15 protein-coding genes and 1 pseudogene are annotated in these 22,503 nt (G+C 70.9%); 4 read left to right on the top strand and 12 right to left on the bottom strand.

What is annotated here, in order from left to right; all coding sequences use genetic code 11:
• Nucleotides 1-18: 18 nt before the first annotated feature.
• From ftsH to nsdA, 6 genes are all read right to left on the bottom strand, one after another.
• Nucleotides 19-1,956: an ATP-dependent zinc metalloprotease FtsH gene (gene ftsH / locus ACZ5DS_RS15120; protein ID WP_468237860.1), complete on the bottom strand. Its 1,938-nt coding sequence runs from the start codon at nucleotides 1,954-1,956 to the stop codon at nucleotides 19-21.
• A 115-nt stretch (nucleotides 1,957-2,071) separates the two neighbouring features.
• A complete protein-coding gene (ffh, locus tag ACZ5DS_RS15115) occupies nucleotides 2,072-3,619 on the bottom strand; it encodes a signal recognition particle protein (RefSeq protein ID WP_468237858.1) in 1,548 nt (515 codons plus the stop codon).
• Between the two features lie 82 nt (nucleotides 3,620-3,701).
• A complete protein-coding gene (locus ACZ5DS_RS15110) occupies nucleotides 3,702-6,167 on the bottom strand; it encodes a [protein-PII] uridylyltransferase (protein WP_468237856.1) in 2,466 nt (821 codons plus the stop codon).
• A gap of 27 nt (nucleotides 6,168-6,194) precedes the next feature.
• Entirely contained in the window at nucleotides 6,195-6,533 is a 339-nt protein-coding gene (locus ACZ5DS_RS15105; protein WP_030990174.1) for a P-II family nitrogen regulator, read from the bottom strand.
• The gene (locus ACZ5DS_RS15100) at nucleotides 6,530-7,873 is read right to left on the bottom strand and encodes an ammonium transporter (protein WP_468237853.1); all 1,344 of its coding nucleotides are present in this window, start codon (nucleotides 7,871-7,873) and stop codon (nucleotides 6,530-6,532) included. The genes ACZ5DS_RS15105 and ACZ5DS_RS15100 overlap by 4 nt, the downstream gene beginning before the upstream one ends.
• Nucleotides 7,874-8,202: 329 nt before the next feature.
• Nucleotides 8,203-9,681, bottom strand: coding sequence for a transcriptional repressor NsdA (nsdA, locus tag ACZ5DS_RS15095; RefSeq protein ID WP_468237850.1), 1,479 nt, complete (start codon nucleotides 9,679-9,681; stop codon nucleotides 8,203-8,205).
• A 491-nt stretch (nucleotides 9,682-10,172) separates the two neighbouring features.
• On the opposite strand from nsdA, the gene ACZ5DS_RS15090 reads away from it, so the two are divergent.
• On the top strand, nucleotides 10,173-10,835 hold the full coding sequence (locus ACZ5DS_RS15090) for a bifunctional DNA primase/polymerase (RefSeq protein ID WP_468237847.1): 663 nt from the start codon (nucleotides 10,173-10,175) through the stop codon (nucleotides 10,833-10,835).
• A 90-nt stretch (nucleotides 10,836-10,925) separates the two neighbouring features.
• Here the strand turns inward: ACZ5DS_RS15090 and ftsY are convergent, their stop codons facing one another.
• Nucleotides 10,926-12,137 carry a signal recognition particle-docking protein FtsY gene (gene ftsY, locus ACZ5DS_RS15085; protein ID WP_468237845.1) on the bottom strand — a complete coding sequence of 404 codons (1,212 nt, stop codon included), beginning with the start codon at nucleotides 12,135-12,137 and terminating at the stop codon, nucleotides 10,926-10,928.
• A gap of 65 nt (nucleotides 12,138-12,202) precedes the next feature.
• Here ftsY and ACZ5DS_RS15080 point away from each other — a divergent pair.
• Nucleotides 12,203-12,370 (top strand): annotated as a pseudogene (locus ACZ5DS_RS15080) (cytosine permease); the annotation flags it as partial.
• A gap of 110 nt (nucleotides 12,371-12,480) precedes the next feature.
• Complete coding sequence (locus tag ACZ5DS_RS15075; RefSeq protein ID WP_468237842.1) at nucleotides 12,481-13,452, top strand: LLM class flavin-dependent oxidoreductase; 972 nt, start codon at nucleotides 12,481-12,483, stop codon at nucleotides 13,450-13,452.
• 278 nt (nucleotides 13,453-13,730) lie between these two features.
• On the opposite strand, the gene ACZ5DS_RS15070 is transcribed toward ACZ5DS_RS15075, so the two are convergent.
• The 4 genes from ACZ5DS_RS15070 to ACZ5DS_RS15055 all read right to left on the bottom strand — a co-directional run bounded on the left by ACZ5DS_RS15070 (nucleotide 13,731) and on the right by ACZ5DS_RS15055 (nucleotide 20,133).
• On the bottom strand, nucleotides 13,731-15,149 hold the full coding sequence (locus ACZ5DS_RS15070; RefSeq protein ID WP_468237840.1) for a sugar porter family MFS transporter: 1,419 nt from the start codon (nucleotides 15,147-15,149) through the stop codon (nucleotides 13,731-13,733).
• Between the two features lie 197 nt (nucleotides 15,150-15,346).
• The gene (smc, locus tag ACZ5DS_RS15065) at nucleotides 15,347-19,009 is read right to left on the bottom strand and encodes a chromosome segregation protein SMC (protein WP_468237838.1); all 3,663 of its coding nucleotides are present in this window, start codon (nucleotides 19,007-19,009) and stop codon (nucleotides 15,347-15,349) included.
• A gap of 255 nt (nucleotides 19,010-19,264) precedes the next feature.
• Nucleotides 19,265-19,468 carry a hypothetical protein gene (locus ACZ5DS_RS15060; protein WP_023546484.1) on the bottom strand — a complete coding sequence of 68 codons (204 nt, stop codon included), beginning with the start codon at nucleotides 19,466-19,468 and terminating at the stop codon, nucleotides 19,265-19,267.
• A 383-nt stretch (nucleotides 19,469-19,851) separates the two neighbouring features.
• Complete coding sequence (locus ACZ5DS_RS15055) at nucleotides 19,852-20,133, bottom strand: acylphosphatase (protein ID WP_468237835.1); 282 nt, start codon at nucleotides 20,131-20,133, stop codon at nucleotides 19,852-19,854.
• 200 nt (nucleotides 20,134-20,333) lie between these two features.
• Between ACZ5DS_RS15055 and ACZ5DS_RS15050 the strand changes: the two genes are divergently transcribed.
• Entirely contained in the window at nucleotides 20,334-21,485 is a 1,152-nt protein-coding gene (locus tag ACZ5DS_RS15050; protein ID WP_468237833.1) for a CAP domain-containing protein, read from the top strand.
• A 9-nt stretch (nucleotides 21,486-21,494) separates the two neighbouring features.
• On the opposite strand, the gene ACZ5DS_RS15045 is transcribed toward ACZ5DS_RS15050, so the two are convergent.
• Entirely contained in the window at nucleotides 21,495-22,406 is a 912-nt protein-coding gene (locus ACZ5DS_RS15045) for a hypothetical protein (protein ID WP_468237830.1), read from the bottom strand.
• Nucleotides 22,407-22,503: the final 97 nt, after the last annotated feature.

Genomic DNA, 22,503 nt, shown 5'->3' with positions numbered 1-22,503 from the left:
CCAGGCAGGTCAGTACACCTAGGCCTCGACGTCCTTGGTGAGGCGCGGGATCCCGGCGATCCGGTACGCGTCCGCCTCCTCCAGCGTCTCGTTCTCCAGGAGTGCCTCCGCCAGCGCGTCCAACTGGTCGCGGTGGTCGCGGAGTTTGAGGCGTGCCTCCTCGTAGCACTCGTCGACGATCCGGCGCATCTCGTGGTCGATCACGTCGAGGGTGTGCGGGGCTGCGGACAGTCCGTACGCCTGCTGGGCGTCGCTCGGGAGGGCGGACAGGCGGCCGACGCGCTCGCTCATGCCCCAGCGGGCGACCATCCCGCGGGCGATGTTGGTGACCTGTTCCAGGTCGTTCTCCGCGCCCGTGGTGACGACTCCGTAGACGACGTCTTCCGCCGCCATGCCGCCCAGGGCGCCGATGATGCGGCCGCGCAGGTACTCCTCCGAGTGGGCGTACCGCTCCACCTCGGGCGTGGACATCGTCACGCCGAGCGCCCGGCCGCGCGGCACGATGGTGATCTTGCGGACGGGGTCGGCGCCGGGCTGCAGCATGCCGAGGAGGGCGTGGCCGCTCTCGTGGAACGCGGTGCGGCGGCGGTCCTCCTCGGGCATCACGAGGGTGCGCTCGGCGCCCAGCTGGACCTTCTCCAGGGCTTCGGACAGGTCGGCCTGCGTCACCTGCTCCTGCTTGCGCTTGACCGCGAGCAGGGCGGCCTCGTTGGCGAGGTTGGCCAGATCCGCACCCGTCATGCCGGGGGTGACGCGCGCCAGCTGGGTCAGGTCCACGTCGGAGCCGAGCGGGATGTCCCGGGTGTGGATCCGCAGGATCGCCTCGCGGCCGCCCCGGTCCGGCGGGGCCACGCTGACCACCCGGTCGAAGCGGCCGGGCCGGGTCAGCGCCGGGTCCAGGATGTCGGCGCGGTTCGTCGCGGCGATGACGATCACGCCCTCCGAGCCCGAGAAGCCGTCCATCTCCGTCAGGATCTGGTTCAGCGTCTGCTCGCGCTCGTCGTGACCGCTCATCGAGGCACCGGCGCCGCGCACCCGTCCGATGGTGTCGATCTCGTCGATGAAGATGATCGACGGCGCCACCTTGCGGGCCTCGGCGAACAGCTCGCGGACGCGGGACGCGCCGACACCGACGATCATCTCGATGAACTCGGACGCCGAGGCGGAGAAGAACGGCACCCCGGCCTCCCCCGCGACCGCGCGTGCCAGCAGGGTCTTGCCGGTACCGGGCGAGCCCGCGAGCAGCACACCGCGCGGCAGCTTCGCGCCCATCCTCCGGTAGGTGTCGGGGCGCTTCAGGAAGTCGACGACGTCGTCCAGCTCGCCCTTGACCTCGTCGATGCCGGCCACGTCCGCGAACGTCGTGCGCCCGGTGCCGGGACGCAGCTCGACCGGCTTGGGGGGCGCCTTGCGGCCGAACATGCCGCCCGCACCGCCCAGTCCGGCGCCGAACCGCCGGGCGAAGAAGATCCACACCGCGACCAGCAGCACGATCGGGATCAGGGAGATCAGCAGGTTGGACAGGAATCCGCGCTCCTGCACGACCGGTCGCGCCGTCACCGTGACGCCGTGGCTGCTCAGGTTCTGCCACAGCTTGTCGTCCGCGAAGGCCGGCCGCTCCGTCTTGAACTTGGTGTACTTGCCACCGCCCTCGGGATTGGTGCCGGCGCTCTTGAGCTCTCCCTGGATCGCATCGCCCTTGGAGTAGATCTTGGCGACGTTGCCGTCGGCGACCTGCCTGCTGAACTCCGTGTACGAGATCGTCGGCTGGTTGGCCTGGCCGAAGTAGTTCAGCCCGATGTAGGCCAGCAGGAAGACGATCACCGCGGTGACGAGCAGGCCCCACCATTTGCCGCCCCTGAATCCCCCGCCGGTCCGCCGGGGCGACTCCTCGGGTGTGCCCTCGGCGCGCCACGGCTGGTCAGGAGCCTTGCGTGGAGGCGCCGGATTGCTCATATCTGGACGTTACGGCACACAACGGTCCTCGGCACGCGCTGGGGCGCCCCCCACAGAACACGCGCGAGGGCGCCCCCTCACCGAGAGAGCGCCCCCAGGGACGTACGCGCGGGACTCAGCCCATGAACTTCTTGAACTCGTCCGGCAGCTCGAACTCCTTGCCGCCCTGCTGCGGCAGCCCGAAGGCACCGCCCTGCGCGGCCGCCTCGCGGCGCTGTGCCTCCTCCAGCTCCTGCTGCCTGCGCTTCATCGGGTTGCCGGAGCGCTGCTTGCCCTTGGCCTTCTTCGGCTGCTTCTTGGTCCGGCCGGGGCCGCCACCCATGCCCGGGATCCCCGGCATGCCGGGCATGCCGCCGCCCTGGGCCATCCGGGACATCATCTTGCGGGCCTCGAAGAACCGCTCGACCAGGTTCTTGACCGCGCTGACCTCGACGCCGGAACCCTTGGCGATACGGGCGCGGCGGGAGCCGTTGATGATCGTCGGGTCCTGACGCTCGCCCGGGGTCATCGACTTGATGATCGCACCGACGCGGTCGACTTCCCGCTCGTCCAGGTTGTTGATCTGGTCCTTGATCTGGCCCATGCCCGGGAGCATGCCGAGCAGCTTGGAGATGGAGCCCATCTTCCGGACCTGCTCCATCTGGGCCAGGAAGTCGTCCAGGGTGAAGTCCTGGCCCTTCTTGGACGCCAGCTTCGAGGCCATCTTGGCGGCCTCTTCCTGGCTGAACGTCTTCTCCGCCTGCTCGATCAGGGTGAGCAGGTCACCCAGGTCGAGGATGCGGGAGGCCATCCGGTCCGGGTGGAACGCGTCGAAGTCGTCGAGCTTCTCGCCGTTCGACGCGAACATGATCGGCTTGCCGGTGATCTGGCGGATCGACAGGGCCGCACCACCGCGGGCGTCACCGTCGAGCTTGGAGAGCACCACACCGTCGAAGCCGACGCCGTCGCGGAAGGCCTCGGCGGTGTTGACGGCGTCCTGACCGATCATCGCGTCGACGACGAACAGGATCTCGTCCGGGGAGATGGCGTCGCGGATGTCCGCGGCCTGCTGCATCATCTCCTGGTCGATGCCGAGGCGGCCGGCGGTGTCCACGATCACGATGTCGTGGACCTTGGACTTCGCGAAGTCGATGGAGTCCTTGGCGACCTTGACCGGGTCGCCGACGCCGTTGCCCGGCTCCGGGGCGAAGACGGCGACACCGGCGCGGTCGGCGACGACGCTCAGCTGATTGACGGCGTTCGGACGCTGGAGGTCGGCGGCGACCAGCAGCGGCGAGTGGCCCTGCTCCTTCAGCCACACGGCGAGCTTGCCCGCGAGCGTGGTCTTACCGGCACCCTGCAGACCCGCCAGCATGATCACGGTGGGGGGCTGCTTGGCGAAGCGCAGGCGCCGGGTCTCACCGCCGAGGATGGTGACGAGTTCGTCGTTGACGATCTTCAGGACCTGCTGGGCCGGGTTCAGCGCCTTGGAGACCTCGGCACCGAGCGCGCGCTCCTTGACGTTCTTGATGAACGTGCGCACGACGGGCAGGGCCACGTCCGCCTCGAGGAGCGCGATGCGGATCTCGCGTGCGGTGGCGTCGATGTCCGCCTCGGAGAGCCGTCCCTTGCCGCGCAGGTTCTTGAAAGTCGCTGACAGGCGATCGGAGAGAGTGTCGAACACGGCGCTCGCGGTCCTCGGGGTCGGTGATGGCTGCGGGAATCGCCCTCCAGGGTATCCCGGCGGTGAACGGACCGGGGCAGGGTCACCCTCGCAGGGTCTCCTCGAGCACCCCGGCCAGCGACGTCGCGTCCTCGGCAGGCAGGGGGGCACCCGCGCCGGTCGTGACATAGAACGCATCCACCGCGTTCGACCCCAGCGTGCTGACGTGCATGCTGCGCACCCGCACTCCGGCCTTCTCCAGGGCCATCCCGATCCGGTGCAGCAGCCCGGGGGCGTCCTGGGTCCGCACCTCGATCACCGTGGCGTGGCGGGAGGCCGCCGGGGCCACCGTCACCCGCGGTGGCGGGGCGACCCAGCCACGGCGGCGCGGGTAGGCCGCGTCCCGCTCGGCGAGACGGCCCGCGATGTCGAGGGAGCCGTCGAGGGCGCGGACCAGGTCGGCGCGCAGCCGGGCGGCCTGCGGCAGGGAGCCGTACTCGGCCGCGACCCGCCAGTTCAGCAGGAGGACCGAGCCGTCGTCGACGTCCTCGGGCAGGTGCAGGGCCCGTAGCTCGGCCGTGCGGACGGTCAGGCGGTGCACGGCGAGGACACCGGCGACCGCGGGCAGCACGGCGGGCTGGTCCGGTACGGCGATGAGCAGCTCGACGCCGAGCGGCTCCGGCGTGTCCGAGCCGGAGGCCTCCTCCTCCGCCACCGGTTCCGTCTGCGCGCGCAGGGCGAGGACCGGGCTGCCGGTGCGGAAGGCCTCGATGGCCAGGCGTTCCTGCTCGGCCGTGGGTGCGCCGGGCTCGGGTTCGTCGGGGGCGTCCCCGGCGAGGACGGCGCAGACGCGCCGCACCAGGTCGGCGACGAGGGAACCGCGCCAGGACGACCAGGCGGCCGGGCCGGTCGCGAGGGCGTCCGCCTCGGTGAGGGCGTGCAGCAGATCCAGGGTGCTCTGGGTGCCGACGGCCTCGGCGACGGAGCGGACGGTCGCGGGGTCCTCCAGGTCGCGGCGCGTGGCCGTTTCGATGAGCAGGAGGTGGTGGCGTACGAGCGTGGACAGTACGGCCACGTCGGCGCGGTCGAAGCCGATCCGGGCGGCCACGTCCTTGGCGATGATCTCGCCGGCCACGGAGTGGTCGCCGGGCCAGCCCTTGCCGATGTCGTGCAGCAGGGCGGAGACGAGGAGCAGGTCGGGTCGGCTGACGCGGCGGGTCAGCTCGGAGGCGCGGACCGCCGTCTCGATCAGGTGCCGGTCCACGGTCCACAGGTGGACGGCGTTGCGCTGGGGGCGGCAGCGGACCCGCTCCCAGTCGGGCAGGAGCCGGCTGATCAGGCCCTCCGCCTCCAGGGCCTCCCAGACGTCGACGGTCGGGCGGCCGGAGCCGAGCAGGGTCACCAGCTGCTCCCGGGCCTCGGCGGGCCAGGGCGTGGGCAGGGGGCGCGCGGCGGCGGCCATGCGCCGTACGGCGTGCAGGGAGAGCGGGAGTCCGGCCTGCGCGGCGGCGGCCGCGGCGCGCAGGGGGAGCACGGGGTCGCGTTCGGGGCGGGCTGCGCGGGCGAGCACCACCTCGCCGTCCTGTTCCACCACGCCTTCGGCCAGCGGGGAGCGCTCGGCGACCGGCTTGCCGCCCCCCAGCATGGCGCGCAGGCGAGGACGGACGGCGCGCGAACGCAGCACGCGCCCCACCTCGCGCCAGGTGACGTCACTGGCGTACGAGATCACACGCGCCGCCTCGTACACCTGCCGCAGGAGGGTGTCGGCGTCCAGCAGGCCCAGCTCGGTCGCGACCTGGTCCTGTTCCTGGAGGGCGAGCCGGTCGGTGGCGCGGCCGGTGGCCAGGTGCAGGGCGTCCCGGACGTCGAGCAGGCGCCGGCGCGCGTCCGCGAGGCCCTCGCGCGGGGCGTCGGCCAGCCAGGAGGCGGCCACGGCGCGCAGGGCGGTGGCGTCCCTGAGGCCGCCGCGGGCCTCCTTGAGGTCGGGTTCCAGCAGGTACTGCAGCTCGCCCTGGCGCTCGGCGCGCTCGGTGCACAGCTCCTGGAGTTCGGGGAGGCGCCGCGGCGCCTGGTTGCGCCAGTCGGCGAGGACGGCGGTGCGCAGTCCGGCGGTGAGGCCCAGGTCGCCGACGAGATGGCGGGCGTCCAGGAGGCCGAGTTGGACTTTCAAATCCTCTCCGGCCGTCTTGCGGGCCTCCACCGGGGTGCGCACGGAGTGGTCGAGAGCGAGCCCGAGGTCCCAGACGGGGTACCAGAGGCGGTCGGCCAGGGCGGCGATGGCGCCGGGGTCGCTTCCGTCGTGCAGCAGCAGGAGGTCGAGGTCGCTGCGCGGGGACAGCTCGCCACGGCCGTAGCCCCCGACGGCGACGAGCGAGACGCCCTTGAGTCCGTCGAGGCCGTCGGCGGCCGCCGTGAACAGCCCGGCGAGCCAGTCGTCGGTCAGTTCGGCGAGGGCCGTACGGCGCGGCGGCCCGGACCGCGCCCCTTCGGTGAGGAGGCGCAGCCGGGCCGCCGCATAGCCGCTGGGTCCCGAGTCATCCGCTTCGTTCCGCACATCCGTACCCGTCACCCAGCGACTCCTGTCCTTCTGTCGTGATCAGAGCGCGTCCGGGCCGCGCTCGCCGGTACGGACGCGTACGGCCGTCTCGACCGGCAGGGACCAGACCTTGCCGTCACCGATCTTGCCGGTGCGGGCCGCCTTGACGATCACCTCGATCAGCTGCTCGGCGTCGTCGTCCTCGGCCAGCACCTCGATGCGGATCTTGGGGACCAGGTCGACGGTGTACTCGGCACCGCGGTAGACCTCGGTGTGGCCCCGCTGACGACCGTAACCGCTCGCCTCGGTGACCGTCAGTCCGTGGACGCCGAAGGCCTGGAGGGCCTCCTTGATCTCGTCGAGCCGGTGGGGCTTGACGACGGCGGTGATGAGCTTCATGCGTCCACCTTCTTGCTCTGCGCGGCGGCCAGGGCCGCGGCGGGGGCGACGGATCCGACGACACCGCCGCCGGCACCGCTGAAGTCGTATGCGGTCTCGGCGTGCTCCGCCTGGTCGATGCCGGAGATCTCCTCGTCCTCGGTGACCCGCATCCCGATCGTCTTGTCGAGCAGGAAGGCGAGGACCGCGGAGACGATCAGGGAGTAGGCGAGGACCGCGCCGACACCGGCGCACTGCTTCCACAGCTGGTCGAAGGAGTGGTCGCCGTAGAAGACGCCCGTGGCGGTGGACTGGCCCTTGCCGGTGGCGAAGAAGCCGATGAGCAGGGAGCCGATGATGCCGCCGACCATGTGGACGCCGACGACGTCGAGCGAGTCGTCGTAGCCGAACTTGAACTTCAGGCCGACGGCCGCGGCGCAGGCGACACCGGCGATGGCGCCGACGGCGATCGCGCCGAGCGGGGAGACCGCGCCGCCGGACGGGGTGATCGCGACGAGACCGGCGACCGCGCCGGAGGCGGCGCCCAGCGTGGTGAACGCGCCGTGCCGGATCTTCTCGTAGGCGAGCCAGGCCAGCATGGCGGCGGCGGTCGCGACCTGCGTGTTGACGAACATCAGCGCGCCGACGCCGTCGTCGTTGCCGAGCCACGAGCCGGCGTTGAAGCCGAACCAGCCGAACCACAGCAGACCGGCACCGAGCATGACCAGCGGGAGGCTGTGCGGGCGCATCGGGTCCTTCTTGAAGCCGACGCGCTTGCCGATGACCAGGATCACGCCGAGCGCCGCGGCACCCGCGTTGATGTGGACCGCCGTACCACCGGCAAAGTCGATCACGCCGAGCTTGTAGGCCCAGCCGTCGGCGCCCCAGACCCAGTGGGCGACCGGGACGTAGACGACCGTGACCCACAGGGCGATGAACAGCGACCAGGCCGAGAACTTGACGCGGTCCGCGAGGGCACCGCTTATCAGGGCCGGCGTGATGATCGCGAACATCAGCTGGAAGACCATGAAGACGAAGATCGGGATGGTGTAGCCGTCCCACAGCTCCGTCAGCCCGATGTTGCTGAGGCCGAACCAGTCGGAGTTCCAGCCGATGAGGCTGTTGTTCGTGCCGAAGGCGAGGGAGAAGCCGTAGAGCACCCACAGAATGGTGACGATGCCCATGCTGATGAAGCTCATCATCAGCATGTTGAGGGTGCTCTTGACGCGGACCATGCCTCCGTAGAAGAAGGCCAGGCCCGGGGTCATGAGCAGCACCAGGGCGGAACAGATGAGCATGAAGCCTGTGTTCGCGGATGACAGCTTGGGTGCCTCCGCGGCAAGCGTGATGGCTGGTGCCATCGGCGTCTCCTCGTCGGTTGGTACGGCCCCGTGCGGGCGGTGCCTGAGCGGTCCGGTCAAGTGAGGGGTGGGCGGTTATGCGCCAGAGACTGGCGCAGCGCCGTTTCGGTGGAAGCCCCTCGTTGTTTCACCGGGGTGACGAAGGCGCCCTGCGTGTTACGCGTAGATGAAGTGCGAGATGTTCGGCCGCCGGATCGTTATCGTGGCGCAACCTTCCTCGCGCGCAGGAAACCGGCCGCGGCGGGCCTTCCGATGACCTGGCATGGGGGAGCCGTGTCGGGCAGTTCGGGAGGACCGGCCGCGGCCGGGGCATGGGTGTCCTGCTGTGCTCAGACCGCCTCGGCGGTCTCCGGCAGGTCGACGGCGAGCTGGTCGGTGAGGTCGACGACGGCGGTGAGGTCGCCGAAGTCGCGCACGGCCGTGTCGACCGTCTTTCGAATACGAGTGTTCACACGCTCGGAGCGGACCTTCTTGGCGATCTCCATGGCCCGCGAGGCGTACTCCGTGCTGCGCTCGGGCTCGCGCTGGAGCAGGTGCACGGTCGCCATACCGATCAGGTTCAGCGCATACGACCGCTGGTGCTCGCCGTCCTTGGCGAACAGCTCCACCGCCCGCTGCATCAGCGGCTCGGCCAGCGAGGCGTAGGCCGGGCTGCGTCCGGCGACGTAGGCGAGGTCGCGGAAGGAGTGGGAATTCTCCCCGTACAGCTCGGCCTCGGAGAAGAAGCGGATCCAGTCGGGGTCCGGCTCGTCCCACTCGTCGGCCTCGGCGAAGGTGTTCTCGGCCATCCGGACCGCCCGCTTGCACTTGCCGGGCTGCCCCATGTTGGCGTACGCGCGGGCCTCCATCGCATACAGCATGGACTGGGTGCGCGGGCTGGCACAGTCGCGGCTGCCGTACTGGGCGAGGTGGATCAGCTCCAGGGCGTCGTCGGGCCGGCCGAGATGGATCATCTGGCGGCTCATGCTGGAGAGGATGTACGAGCCGAGCGGCTTGTCGCCGGCCTCCTTGGCGGCGTGCAGCGCGAGGACGAAGTACTTCTGCGCGGTGGGCTGGAGCCCGACGTCGTACGACATCCAGCCGGCCAGCTCGGCCAGCTCGGCGGCGACCTTGAACAGCTTGCGGGTGGTGGCCTCGGGCTGGGGCTCCTGGAGGAGGTCGGTGACCTCGTGGAGCTGGCCGACGACCGCCTTGCGGCGCAGGCCGCCGCCGCACTGGGCGTCCCACTGGCGGAACATCCGGGTGGTGGACTCCAGCAGGTCCAGCTCGGGCTTGGACAGCCGGCCGGGCCTGCGGGAGTCGAGGAAGGGCTCGGACTCCGTCGGGAGGGGCGAGGACGGGGTCGGCACGAGCCAGCGCTGCATGGGCTCGATGAGGGACGGGCCCGCGGACAGGGCCAGCGAGGTCCCGAGGAAGCCGCGCCGCGCCAGCATCAGGTCGCTGCGCGAGAACTCGCTGAGCAGGGCCACCGTCTGCGGGCCCGTCCAGGGCAGGTCGACGCCGGACGCGGAGGGTGACTGGCGGGCGGCGCGCAGACCGAGGTCCTCGATGGAGACGACGCAGCCGAAGCGCTCGGAGAACAGCTCCGAGAGGATCCGCGGGATCGGCTCGCGCGGATTCTCCCCGTCCAGCCAGCGGCGCACCCGCGAGGTGTCCGTGGAGATGTGGTTGGCACCCAACTGGCGCGCCCTGCGGTTCACCTGGCGGGCCAGCTCGCCCTTGGACCAGCCGCTGCGCACGAACCACGAACCGAGCAGCTCGTTGGGGCGCTTGTCAGCGTTCGTACTGCTACCGCCGTTGCCGCCCACTGGAACGCCCCCATCCCTGAGACCACTTGTCGCCGTTGCGATCTTCGGTCGCCCCGGAAGGAGACCGTCACGCGCCAAGCCCTATCAGAATGCCGGTCAATACGGCCTCTCGTCCGCTGGTTCTCACCCTTCGAACGAGCTGACGACTTGCCTCCGGCATACCCACGGGTGCATGTGCCCCCAGGCCTCGCACACTCACAGTAATCCTACGATCACCGGTCCAGCCATGGCGATCCCTGAAACGCCACCATTCGCCACCCCTTCGAATGAACTCATGGTCGCTCCCACGCGATTCACTTGACATAGGACGGCGAGAAGTGGGCGGAGTGATGCACCCAGGGGCGCGCAGACTCCGATGCACCACCTGTGGCGCTGCAAGGCGCTGCCTTCATCTGACGAGCGTCGGGGAAGGCGGAGCCGTGGACGTCACGTTCCGCTTTCGTCTCGCTCCGTGTCGTAACCACCGGCGCGCTGGACCCGTTGGAGGGGGCATGGGCTTCACGATCGGCGGCATCCGCGAGATCCGCTCCGGCACGCGTCGACGCGGCCGCTCGTCGGAGTGCACCGCCGTCGCCGAGTTCACCGGGCTCTGGGGCTGGGACGTGGTGCCGGGCGCACGGGCCGCGGCGGGCGCCTGCTCCTGCGGGCACGCCGACTGCCGCGCGCCGGGCGCACACCCGCTCGACTTCGCGCCGCAGATGTCTGCCGGGGCCACGCTCGACGAGGTGACCAAGGCCTGGGCCGAGTTCCCGGGCGCGTCCGTGATGCTGCCCGTCGGGCACGCGTTCGACGTCATCGAGGTCGCCGAGCCCGCCGGGCGCCACGCCCTGGTCCGCCTGGAGCGCATGGGCCTCCCGCTCGGCCCGGTCACCGCGACCCCGGACGGCCGCGCCCACTTCTTCGTCGCGCCCGGTGCCGCCGCCGACCTCCCCCAGCTGCTGTACCGCATGGGCTGGGACGACCCGTCCGCCCTGGACCTGCGCGGCCTCGGCCCGGGCACGTACGTCACCGCCCCGCCCTCCGACCGGGGCGGCCTCGGCCCGGTGCGCTGGCTGCGCCCGCCGGCCCTGGACTCGGCGACCCGTCCACCGGCGGCCCGGCTGCTGCTGGGCACGCTGGCGTACGTGGCACACCGGTCGCGCGCCCGCGCCTAGCCGAACGCTGCAAGGCGAAGCGCCCGTCCCCAACTGCACCTTGGGAACGGGCGCCTCTTCGAAGTGGGCAGTAAATCCACGCCCCGGCGGTCAGTCACCGATAAGGGCATCCACGAACGCCTCCGGCTCGAACGGCGCCAGGTCGTCCGCGCCCTCGCCGAGGCCCACCAGCTTGACCGGCACCCCCAGCTCGCGCTGGACCGCGACCACGATGCCGCCCTTCGCCGTGCCGTCCAGCTTGGTCAGCACGATGCCGGTGATGTCCACGACCTCGGCGAACACCCGGGCCTGCACCAGACCGTTCTGGCCGGTGGTGGCGTCGAGGACGAGCAGCACCTCGTCCAGCGGCGCGTGCTTCTCGACCACGCGCTTGACCTTGCCCAGCTCGTCCATGAGGCCGGCCTTGGTGTGCAGACGCCCTGCGGTGTCGATGAGGACGACGTCGACCCCCATCTCCTTGCCTTCCTTGACCGCGTCGAAGGCGACGGAGGCGGGGTCGCCGGCCTCCGGCCCGCGCACGGTGTAGGCGCCGACGCGCTCGCCCCAGGTCTGCAGCTGGTCGGCGGCGGCGGCACGGAAGGTGTCCGCGGCACCGAGGACGACGGTACGGCCGTCGGCCACCAGGACGCGGGCGAGCTTGCCGGTCGTGGTGGTCTTGCCGGTGCCGTTGACGCCGACGACCATCACGATGCCGGGCTTGCGGTCCTCGGGCTCGGTCTTCACCGAGCGGTCGACATCGGTGCCGACCAGCTTGAGCAGCTCCTCGCGCAGCAGGCCGCGCAGTTCGTCGGGGGTGCGGGTGCCGAGCACCTTGACGCGCTCGCGCAGCCCCTCGACCAGCTCCTGGGTGGGCTGCACGCCGACGTCGGCGGTGAGCAGGATGTCCTCGACCTCCTCCCAGGTCTCCTCGTCGAGGTGCTCGCGGGAGAGCAGCGTGAGCAGGCCCTTGCCGAGGGCGTTCTGCGAGCGGGACAGGCGGGCGCGCAGGCGGACCAGCCGTCCTGCGGTGGGCTCCGGGATCTCGATCTCGGGAGCTTCGAGAGCTGGGCCGGCGGGGGGCTCCTCCACGGCGACCGGTGCCGAGCCGCCGGGGAGATCCACCTCCTCGATCGTCCGGCGCGGTTCGTCGCGCGGTGTCTCGGCCTCGTCGCCGACATGCGGCTCGGCCGGGGGCGCGGTGATGTCGGGCGCGGCGGGCGGCGGCGGGGGCAGCGGCTTACGGCGCCGACTGCCGACGATGAGCCCGCCGAGCGCGCCGAGCACGACCACGGCGATGACTACAGCAAGGATGACGGTTTCCATAACGGCTCCAGTATGCGTGACCCCCCGCCTGGTCACCCGTTCCCTGATCAGGGCCGCGTCGCCGGGAGACGATCGACGCGGTGACCGGCGCCAACGCGATGCTCACCATCCTGGGCCTCGCGCTGGGCATCAAGGCGAACAGCGTGCTGGACCTGGTGATCCTGCCGGCCTCCGCCGTCGCGACCTTCGCGATCTCCGGGCTGGGCATCAACGCCGTCCAGAAGTGCGACCAGCTGGTTCACCGGCCCGTCGGCGAAGCAAGCCGAGGAGGCGCAGCTCTGGCTGTCTGATGCATCGTCAGCTACCGTCCCCTCCACCGAGCCGCACCGGAGGGGGACTTCCCATGCCCGTCACGGTCGTACGTTTCAACCTCGTCGCTCCCGGAGCCGCCCCCGCCGCGCTTGCCGCCCGTTACCGGGCCGCCCTGGAGATGGCCGCGTACGCGGACGAGCACGGGATCAGCACCGTGCAGACCGAGGAGCACCACGGCGCCGACAACAACTGGCTGCCGTCGCCGTTCGCCTTCGCGGGGGCGGTGTTCGGGGCGACCCGGAGCATCGCGGTCACCGTCTCGGCGGTGATCGGCCCGCTGCACGACCCGCTGCGGTTGGCCGAGGAGATCGCGGTCCTGGACCTGCTCAGCAGCGGGCGGCTGGTGACGGTGGCCGGGATCGGCTACCGGCCCGAGGAGTACACCCTGTTCGACGTGGACTGGAAGCGGCGCGGCCGGCTCCAGGACGAGCTGCTGGAGACCCTGCTGAAGGCCTGGACCGGCGAGGAGTTCACCTACCGGGGCCGTACGGTACGACTCACCCCGCGCCCGTTCACCGATCCGCACCCCCTGCTGCTGGTCGGCGGTTCCTCGAAGGCCGCCGCCCGCCGGGCCGCCCGCCTCGGCCTGCCGTTCTTCCCGAGCGCGCATCTGCCGGAGCTGGAGGCGTACTACAAGGAGAAGCTCACGGAGTACGGCACCGAGGGCTGGGTCATGATGCCCGCGGCCGAGACTCCCCTGCTGCACATCGCCGAGGACCCGGACCGGGCGTGGTCCACCTACGGCGAGCACTTCCTGCACGAGGCGCGGACGTATGCCTCCTGGCAGTCCGGGGACATCACGTCGGCGGTGAGGTCGGCGGCGACGACGGTGGAGGAGCTGCGCGCGGAGGGCGTGTACCGGATCCTCACGCCGGAGCAGTGCGTGGCCCAGGGCCTGGACAGTCTCGTCCTGCATCCGCTGGCGGGCGGGATGCCGGTGGAGGAGGGGTGGCGGAGCCTGCGGCTGTTCGCGGAGCGGGTGCTTCCGGCGGTGGGGGGCTGAGCTGCGGCGACAACCGGTGGTTCGGTCGACTACGACGGCGTGGGGATCGGAGTGCGTGCGCGCGCTGGGCGCCTGCTTGGAGCACGACGGCATCGGGGACCGGTTGCGGATCATCGAGGAGAGCTGCCGCAAGGCCCTGGAGATCGGCGGTGGCGTGGTCATCCGGTGGGACGGCAGACCGCCGCCCCCGGACCGGGCAGTGGCCGGGCCGGGGGCGGCGGACGGTGCGAGGAGCCGGGCAGCGGGGACTTGGCCCGTCTCCTCGGGACTGCGGGGCCTCAGCCCATCTCCTCCAGCGCCTTGCCCTTCGTCTCCTTGACGAACTTCAGGACGAACGGGATGGAGAGCGCGGCGAAGACCGTGTAGATCACGTAGGTGCCGGACAGGTTCCAGTCGGCCAGCGACGGGAAGCTCGCCGTGATGGCCCAGTTGGCGATCCACTGCGCTGCGGCGGCCACGCCCAGGGCGGCGGCGCGGATCTTGTTGGGGAACATCTCGCCGAGCATGACCCAGACGACCACACCCCAGGACAGGGCGAAGAAGAGGACGAACAGGTGGGCGGCGATCAGGGCGATCCAGCCCTGGGTGGCGGGCAGCTTGCCGTCCACCAGGTGGGAGGAGAACGCCCAGGCCTCCAGCGCCAGGCCGACGGCCATGCCGACCGAGCCGATGAGCGCGAGCGGCTTGCGGCCGATGCGGTCCACGAAGATCATCGCGATCACGGTGCCGACGATGTTGATGATCGACGTCGTGAAGGAGTAGAAGAACGAGTCCGTCGGGTCGACACCGACCGACTGCCACAGCGTCGAGGAGTAGTAGAACGCGACGTTGATGCCGACGAACTGCTGGAAGACCGACAGGCCGATACCGATCCAGACGATCGGCTTGAAGAAGAAGCCGCCGCCGAGCAGGTCCTTGAAGGAGGACTGGTGCTCGCTCTTCATCGCGTGCTCGATCTCGGCGACGCGGGCGTCCAGGTCGGTGCCCTTGCCCTCGACCTCGGCGAGGATCTCCTTGGCACGGTCGCGCTTGCCGACCGAGAGCAGGAAGCGCGGGGACTCGGGGATCGCGAAGGAGAGCAGGCCGTACAGGACGGCCGGCACGACCATCACGCCGAGCATGAGCTGCCAGGCCTCCAGGCCCATCAGCTTGCCGCGCTGGTCGCCGGCGACGGCGTTGAGCAGGCCCCAGTTGACCAGCTGGGAGATGGCGATGCCGACGACGATCGCGGCCTGCTGGAAGGAGCCGAGGCGTCCGCGGTAGGCGGGCGGGGCGACCTCGGCGATGTAGGCGGGGCCGATGACGGAGGCCATGCCGATGGCGAAGCCGCCGACGATGCGCCAGAAGGCGAAGTCCCACAGCGAGAAGGGCAGCGCCGAGCCGACGGCACTGACCGTGAACAGCAGGGCGGCGATCTGCATGACCCGGATGCGGCCGATCCGGTCGGCTATGCGGCCGGCGGTCGCGGCGCCGACGGCACAGCCGATCAGGGCGATGGCGATGACCTGGGCGAGGGCCGCGGAGCCGATGTCGTAGCGGTCCCGGATGGCCTCGACGGCGCCATTGATGACGGAGCTGTCGTAGCCGAAGAGGAAGCCGCCCATGGCGGCCGCCGCCGCGATGAAGATGACATGCCCCAGATGTTCGGGTGGGGCCGTCCTGGCTTCCGACTGAGGTGCCTGCTGTGTGCTGGTCACGAAAAACTCCTCGGGCCACGGCAACGCTGCCGGGGTGGGGGTGAGCCCTCTCAGGTAGTGAGACCTGAAGGTAAAAGCAACGTTGCAGAGACTATGCCTTCAAGTTTCGAAGTCAATAGCTCAGCTGCTGTGAGTTTTTAGATACGCCCGGGGGGTCTGTGTTCAATAAGTGAACGTGGATTGATCTTGGGTGAATGTCAGCGAAGGCGCTGTGAGATGACCTTCGACACACCATCGCCCTGCATGGAGACGCCGTAGAGCGCGTCGGCGACCTCCATCGTGCGCTTCTGATGCGTGATCACGATCAGCTGCGAGGTCTCCTGCAGCTCCTGCATGATCCGGATCAGCCGCTGGAGGTTGGTGTCGTCCAGGGCGGCCTCGACCTCGTCCATGACGTAGAAGGGGCTCGGCCGGGCCTTGAAGATCGACACCAGCATCGCCACCGCGGTCAGCGACCGCTCGCCGCCCGACAGCAGGGAGAGCCGCTTGACCTTCTTGCCCGGCGGGCGGGCCTCGACGTCGACGCCGGTGGTGAGCATGTTGTCGGGATCGGTCAGGATCAGCCGTCCCTCACCGCCGGGGAACAGCCGGCTGAAGACGCCCTCGAACTCCCGGGCCGTGTCCCGGTAGGCCTCGGTGAAGACCTGCTCGACGCGCTCGTCCACCTCCTTCACCACCTGAAGGAGGTCGGCGCGGGTCTTCTTCAGGTCCTCCAGCTGCTCGCTGAGGAACTTGTGCCGTTCCTCCAGCGCCGCGAACTCCTCCAGCGCCAGCGGGTTGACCTTGCCCAGCTGCTGGTACGCCCGCTCGGCGGCCTTGAGCCGCTTCTCCTGCTCGGCCCGCACGAAGGGCCTGGGCCGGTTGCGCGGGTGCTCGCCCGCGGCGGAGCCGCTGTCGGATGCAGTCTCCGGCGGCTCCTCGCCCGCGGCGGGCGGCGAGGGCGGCACGAGCTGGTGCGGGCCGTACTCGGACACGAGCCCGGCCGGTTCGACGCCCAGTTCCTCCAGCGCCTTGGTCTCCAGCTGTTCGATCCGCAGCCGCTTCTCGGCACCGAGCACCTCGCCCCGGTGCACGGAGTCCTTCAACTTGTCCAGTTCCGCCTTGAGATCGCGCCCGGCGGTGCGCGCGGCGGTCAGCTCCTGCTCCCGCTTGGCCTTGGCGGCCTCGGCCGCGACCCGCTCCTGTTCGGCTCGGGTCAGGGACACCTCGACGTGCGCGAGGAGCTGCCGGGCGCCGGAGGCGACGGCCTCGGCGACCGCGGCCTCGTGCCGCAGCCGGGCCCGCCGCTGTTCGGCACGCGCGCGTGCCTCGCGTTCCGCGCGGGCGGCCCGGTCCAGCGAGTCGGCACGCCCGGCCAGCCCCTTGACCCGCTCCTCGTGCGTACGGACCTGGAGGCGGGCCTCCATCTCGGTCTGCCGTGCGTTGGCTCCGTCGGCGGCGAGCCGGTCCCGCACCGAGGTGTCCGGCTCCTCCTCGACCGGCATCTCCTCGGCGACGGCCAGCCGTTCGGCCAGTTCCTCGGCTTCCTGTACGGCCTTCTCCAGCGCCTCCTGCGCGCGTGCGGCGGCCGCGGCCGACCGCTCGGCCTCCCCGGCCGCGCCGCGCGCCTGTCCGGCGAGCCGGCCGAGCTGCTGGGCGACGCCCGACTTCTCCCGATCGGCGGCCCGGCGCCGCTCCCCCAGCTCCTCGACGAGCGCGGCGGCCAGCCCGCGGCGCTCGGCCGCCGTGTGCTGTGCCTCGGCCAGCTCCTCGCAGCGGACCGCCAGCTCGGCCAGCTCGGCGGCGGCCTCGTCGACGGAGGCCTGCACCTCCAGCAGGCTCGGTGCGCCGGCCGACCCGCCGTGCGCGAAGTGGGCGCCGAGGAGGTCGCCCTCGGCGGTTACGGCGGTGAGTTCCGGGTGCGCGTAGACGAGGTCTTCGGCGTCCTCGAGGGTGTCCACGACGGCGATGCCGTGCAGGAGCCTGCGGACGGCCGGCATGAGCTCGCGGGGGCCGCGGACCAGGTCTGCGGCGAAGAGGGGGGCGCCGGGTTGCCGGTCGTCCACGGACTCGTCGTGGCTGGTCGCGCCCCGCGGCGGAGCCGCACATGGATGCTGCCCCGCGCCACTGGCGCGCGCGTCCCCAGGCGTCGGCTCCTCAGGGGCCCCGGCCAGGAGCAGCGCCGCTCGGCCGCCGTCCTGCTTGCGCAGCATGCGGATCGCTTCCGCCGCCGATGCCGGGGTCGTCACGGCGATCGCGTCCGCCGCCGCCCCGAAAGCGGCGGCCAGCGGAACCTCGTAGCCCGGCGTGACCGTCAGCAGTTCCGCCGCCGGGCCGAGGATTCCGGTGAGCCGGTCCCGTGCCCCCAGCAGTATTCCGGTGCCGTCCTTCCGCCTGAGGCCCAGCGCCAGCGCCTCGTGGCGGGCCTGGGTCGCGGCGCGCCGGCGTTCGGCGGCGGTGGCCGCCTCGCGGGCCGCGCTCAGTGCGGACTCGGCCTCGGCGAGCCGGCGTTTGGCCGCGTCGTGCTGCTCGGCGACTTCGGCGTCGTCGGCGTCGAGCCCGTCGACCTCGGCCTTCAGGGCCTCGTACTCCTCCTGGGCCGAGGCGGCGCGCTCCCGGGCCTCGTCGCGGGCGACGGCCAGCCGGTCGATCTCGGCCTGGGCGGAGGCGGCACGCGAGCGGGCCGCGTTGACCTGCCCGGAGAGGCGGGCCAGTCCTTCGCGGCGGTCGGCGATGGCGCGGGCGACGTCCTTGAGACGGCGCTCCTCGATGGCCAGTTCCCGCTCCAACTCGGCGCGGTGGGCCACCGTGTCGTCGAGGGCGCGCTGAGCCGCCTCCAGGGCAGCCTCCAGCTCGGCCTCCTGCTCGCGGATGCGGGCGGCCTCACGCTCCATGTCCTCGGGGTCACGGCCGCGCCGCTCCTCGGGGGGTGCGGAGGTGGCGCTCTTCACGCGCGCGTCGGCCAGCGAGATCGTGCCGCGCACCCGCTCGGCCAGCTGGGACAGCTCGTACCAGGTCTGCTGGGCGCGCTGGAGGCGCGGCGTGAGCTGCCGTACCTCGTCCTCCAGCAGGGCCTCCCGCTGGAGCGCCTTCTTCAGTTCCTGCTCGGCGGCTTCCTTGCGCTCCTTGAGCGCGGCCTCGTCGGCGATCTCGGTCTTCAGGGCCTCGCGCAGTCGTACAAGGTCGTCGGCGAGCAGCCTGAGGCGCACGTCGCGCAGATCCGCCTGGATGACGGCGGCCCGGCGCGCGACCGCCGCCTGGCGCCCGAGCGGCTTGAGCTGACGGCGCAGTTCGTCGGTGAGGTCCTGCACGCGCGCGAGGTTGGCCTGCATGGCGTCCAGCTTCCGCAGCGCCTTCTCCTTGCGCTTGCGGTGCTTCAGGACGCCGGCGGCCTCCTCGATGAAGGCGCGGCGGCCCATCGGATCCGCGTGCAGGACGGAGTCGAGCTGGCCCTGGCCGACGATGACGTGCATCTCGCGGCCGATGCCGGAGTCGGACAGCAGCTCCTGGATGTCCAGCAGACGGCAGGTGTCGCCGTTGATCTGGTACTCGCTGCCGCCGTTGCGGAACATGATCCGCGTGATGGTGACCTCGGCGTACTCGATGGGCAGCGCCCCGTCGGAGTTGTCGATGGTCAGTGACACCTCGGCGCGGCCCAGCGGCGGGCGGCCGGTGGTGCCGGCGAAGATGACGTCCTCCATCTTGCCGCCGCGCAGCGACTTGGCGCCCTGCTCGCCCATGACCCAGCTGAGCGCGTCCACGACGTTGGACTTGCCCGAGCCGTTCGGGCCGACGACACACGTGATCCCCGGTTCGAACCGGAGCGTGGTCGCCGAGGCGAACGACTTGAACCCGCGGAGGGTCAGGGCCTTGAGGTGCACGCCGCTGGACTCTACCTGCCGCCGCTATCTCACTCCACGGACACTCGCAACCCCACGGTTTCGCCGTTGAACATGCAGGGCACACCAGACGTTAAAGAGGGTGAAAGGATGCGCGGGGAAAGAAAGAAGGGACGCCGAAGCGTCCCTTGCAAATCTGACGGCTGAGGTCCAGTCGTCTGACACCTGTGCGGTTGATTGCGGTTGATTACGGGCAGCCCAACCGCTGCGACTGCTGTCGTGGAGCTGATGCAGCGATCAGGTGAGCGCAGGCTCCGCCTGGTGTGCGTCGATGCTCTCCATGATCCTGTCCTGAGAGGCGGCAGCCGTCAGCGCGTCGTTCTCCGCCTGGATCCGTACGAGCTCGGACTCCAGGTCCTGGACACGCTGCTGCAGCCGTCGCATCTCGGCGAGGAGTCGAGGGTCGGAGCCGCCGACGTAACCGAGAAGCGCCTTTGCCATGATGGATGGTCCTCCACACTGAGTGACCGACCGATGCGGTGTGGGTCGTGAGGGATTTGCACCCGCGGTGCTTGACACACTCAAGTGTTGCTCTGCCGTTCTTACATGCCAAACAGCTAAGGTGCGCGGGGCTTTCAGCGTCTCACCAAAAAGTTTGACGGTCAACACGATCACGCCCTGTATTGGCGGGCAAACCCGGGGCGCGCGGCCGTTTCGACGGCGACGCTGCGTCTCCTGCGGGGCCCTCAGGGCGTGACGATCAGCTGTACCGCTGGAGCCTGCCATGCCGCGCCCTTCTTGGCAACCACCAGCCCATTTCTGCTGTGGGCAGGTGCCCGTGGCAGGTTGCCGCGGGCCGGCCTGCGGGGCTTTACAGAATCGACTCAGCGGATGGCGAACCCGTCGTAACCGCCGCGAGGTGTGTCCCAGATCTCCGTGACACCGTCAACGCGCCCGGGCGTGTCGCCGCCCTGGAGCCAGTCCAGCAGCCCCTCGCACCCCGCGCGTGCCCCCTCCGCCACCACCTGGACGCGGCCGTCGCCCAAATTGAGAGCAAAACCACTCAGGCCGCCGATCTCCAGCGCCTTGGCCCGCGTGAACCAGCGGAAACCCACACCTTGGACGCGTCCGCGGACCCAGGCAACCAGTCGAACATCCTCACTCATGGCTGCAACCTAACGGGCCGATGTCACTCGGGACACTTCCTCTCCCAGCGGCATGCGGTACCGTCCGAACCCAATGAATCTCATATGAAACTCACTCGATCGAGTGAGTCGGTTTGACCCCAGAGGAGTCACTCACCGCCGAGGCGCCCAGAGCGCCGGGTCCGCCGGGTCGGCCGCGAGACGAGGGAGAAGGCAAGGACATGGGACGCCACCGACGCTCCGCCGCCGGCCGCGCCGCCACGGGCCGCGCCACGGGGGTCACACACACGCACCGTTCCGTCACGGACGGCGAAGACCCGCAGAACTCGTCCCCCGGCGACCGCTCCCCGATGGGCATCGCGCCCTTTCTGAACCCGGAGGCGTACGCCGAGGCCAACGCGAAGAGCACGGCCTACCTGTACGCGATGGACGGCGAGCCGCGTACGGGCGGTTCCGACGGCAGCGGCTTCACCCCGGACGGCGGCTCCTCCCCCGGCCACCGGCGCGGCAAGAAGGTCGCGAAGCCGGTGCGCACGGGTCTGCTCGGGGTCTCCGTCGCCGTCGCCCTCGGCACGGTCGCGGTGGCCACGGGTGTGGTGCCCGGACTGGAGAACTACCAGCTCGGCGGCAGCACGAGCACCACGGGCGGCGACCGGGTACAGGCAGCGGGCTCGCCCAGCAACACGACCACCGAGCAGGGCGGCACCTCGGGCAGCGTGGACATCCCGGGCGGTGGCGCGTCCACGAGCGGCAGCGCCGGGCACTCGACCTCGCCGAGCACCCCGCCCCCCTCCCCTTCCGCTTCTGCGTCCACGTCCGCCTCGGCCTCCGCCACGCCGACGAAGAAGCCGACGACGACGCCGACGAAGGCACCGACGAGGGCGCGGCCGGCGAAGCCGAGGCCGGCCGCCACGGCGGCCAAGCCGGAGCACACCCCGACGCGCAGGGCGACCAAGGCGCCGACGGCGAGCTCCGCGCCGGTGACGGTGTCGGCGGCGGCCGCGGCCGAGGCGGAGGTGCTGAAGCTGGTCAACGAGGAGCGGGCGAAGGTCGGGTGCAGCGCGCTGGCGGCGAACTCCTCGCTGACCAAGCTGGCCGAGGCCTTCAGCGACGACATGGCCGCACGGGGCTTCTTCGACCACACCGACCCGGACGGGGCCACCCCGTGGGCCCGGGCCGCGAAGGCCGGCATAACCGACCTCGGCGGCGAGAACATAGCCCGCGGCCAGGCCGACGCGGCGGCGGTGATGGAGGCCTGGATGAACAGCCCCGGTCACCGCGCCAACATCCTGAACTGCGACTTCAAGACCCTCGGAGTCGGCGTCCACTTCGGGCCGGGCGGCCCTTGGTGGACGCAGGACTTCGGTTACTGAGAAATCCGGTCAGCCGACGCAGCCGGGAACCGGGTCCGGGCTGGTGGCGCAGTTGTTCGGGGTATTGGCCGCGACCCGGGTGCCGCGCAGGGTCACGGTGCCACCGTTCTTGTAGATGCCACCGGGGTGCGCGTCGTCGGCCGAGTTGTTGCTGATGTTGCTGGCGTTCAGCGTGGAGGTTCCGCCGCTGGCGGCGGGTACGCCGTTGGCGAGGCCGCCGCCGCCGTTCGACGCATGGTTGTTGACCATGTTGCTGAGGTTGACCGTCAGCGTGCCGATGTTGGCGATGGCACCGCCCACGCCGCCGGCCGAGTTCAGGTTGAACGAGCCGAAGCTGACGGTCACGGTGCCGTCGTTGGCGATGCCACCGCCGTTCTGGGCGGCCCGGTTGCCCGTGAAGGCAGTCCCGATCACCTGCGCCGTGGAGCCGCTGAACACACTGATGCCACCGCCGAAGTTGGCGCGGTTGTTCTGGATCGCGACGCCGGTGAGGCTCAGCGAGCCATTGCCCCTGACGACGACGGCTCCGCCGGCGCCGTTCTCGACCGAGCTGCCCGTGGCGTCGCCGTTGGTGAGGGCGACCCCTCGCGCGGTCAGGTTGCCGCCGTCGACCGTGAGGATGCGGAATGTTCCTGACACACGGGTGATGGTGGCGCCGTTGCCGTTGATGACGATCGGCGACGTGATGGCCGGCAGCTCCTGGGTCAGCCCGTAGGGGCAGCCGGGTGTCAGGACGAGGGTGTCGCTGGTCGTGGGGCTGTTGTTGGCGGTGGTGATGGCGCTCCGCAGGGCGGCCTCGGTGCACGCCACGGGCAGCGTCGCGGCCGAGGCGGCGGGCGCCAGCGCGACGGAGGCGAGCGTGGCTGCGGTGCCCATGCACAGCACCTGGGCGGTCCGGACAAGGGACTCTCGCGTGAGCATGTCACTCCTTTTGACGTTGCGCCCGCTGCGAGCGTCCGGCCGTCAGGCAGGGTGATACGACGCCGCAGGCAGGCGATTCGAGCGAGAAGTGCCCGAC

This window comes from Streptomyces sp. NPDC031100 (genome assembly GCF_055570785.1).
This window is presented reverse-complemented; position numbering and strand designations above follow the sequence as displayed.

What these genes read in the sequence shown, in the direction of transcription:
- ftsH (WP_468237860.1), bottom strand. Translation starts at nt 1,956, where the DNA reads ATGAGCAATCCGGCGCCTCCACGCAAGGCTCCTGACCAGCCGTGGCGC.
- ACZ5DS_RS15105 (WP_030990174.1), bottom strand. Translation starts at nt 6,533, where the DNA reads ATGAAGCTCATCACCGCCGTCGTCAAGCCCCACCGGCTCGACGAGATC.
- ACZ5DS_RS15100 (WP_468237853.1), bottom strand. Translation starts at nt 7,873, where the DNA reads ATGGCACCAGCCATCACGCTTGCCGCGGAGGCACCCAAGCTGTCATCC.
- ACZ5DS_RS15090 (WP_468237847.1), top strand. Translation starts at nt 10,173, where the DNA reads ATGGGCTTCACGATCGGCGGCATCCGCGAGATCCGCTCCGGCACGCGT.
- ftsY (WP_468237845.1), bottom strand. Translation starts at nt 12,137, where the DNA reads ATGGAAACCGTCATCCTTGCTGTAGTCATCGCCGTGGTCGTGCTCGGC.
- ACZ5DS_RS15075 (WP_468237842.1), top strand. Translation starts at nt 12,481, where the DNA reads ATGCCCGTCACGGTCGTACGTTTCAACCTCGTCGCTCCCGGAGCCGCC.
- ACZ5DS_RS15060 (WP_023546484.1), bottom strand. Translation starts at nt 19,468, where the DNA reads ATGGCAAAGGCGCTTCTCGGTTACGTCGGCGGCTCCGACCCTCGACTC.
- ACZ5DS_RS15055 (WP_468237835.1), bottom strand. Translation starts at nt 20,133, where the DNA reads ATGAGTGAGGATGTTCGACTGGTTGCCTGGGTCCGCGGACGCGTCCAA.
- ACZ5DS_RS15050 (WP_468237833.1), top strand. Translation starts at nt 20,334, where the DNA reads ATGGGACGCCACCGACGCTCCGCCGCCGGCCGCGCCGCCACGGGCCGC.
- ACZ5DS_RS15045 (WP_468237830.1), bottom strand. Translation starts at nt 22,406, where the DNA reads ATGCTCACGCGAGAGTCCCTTGTCCGGACCGCCCAGGTGCTGTGCATG.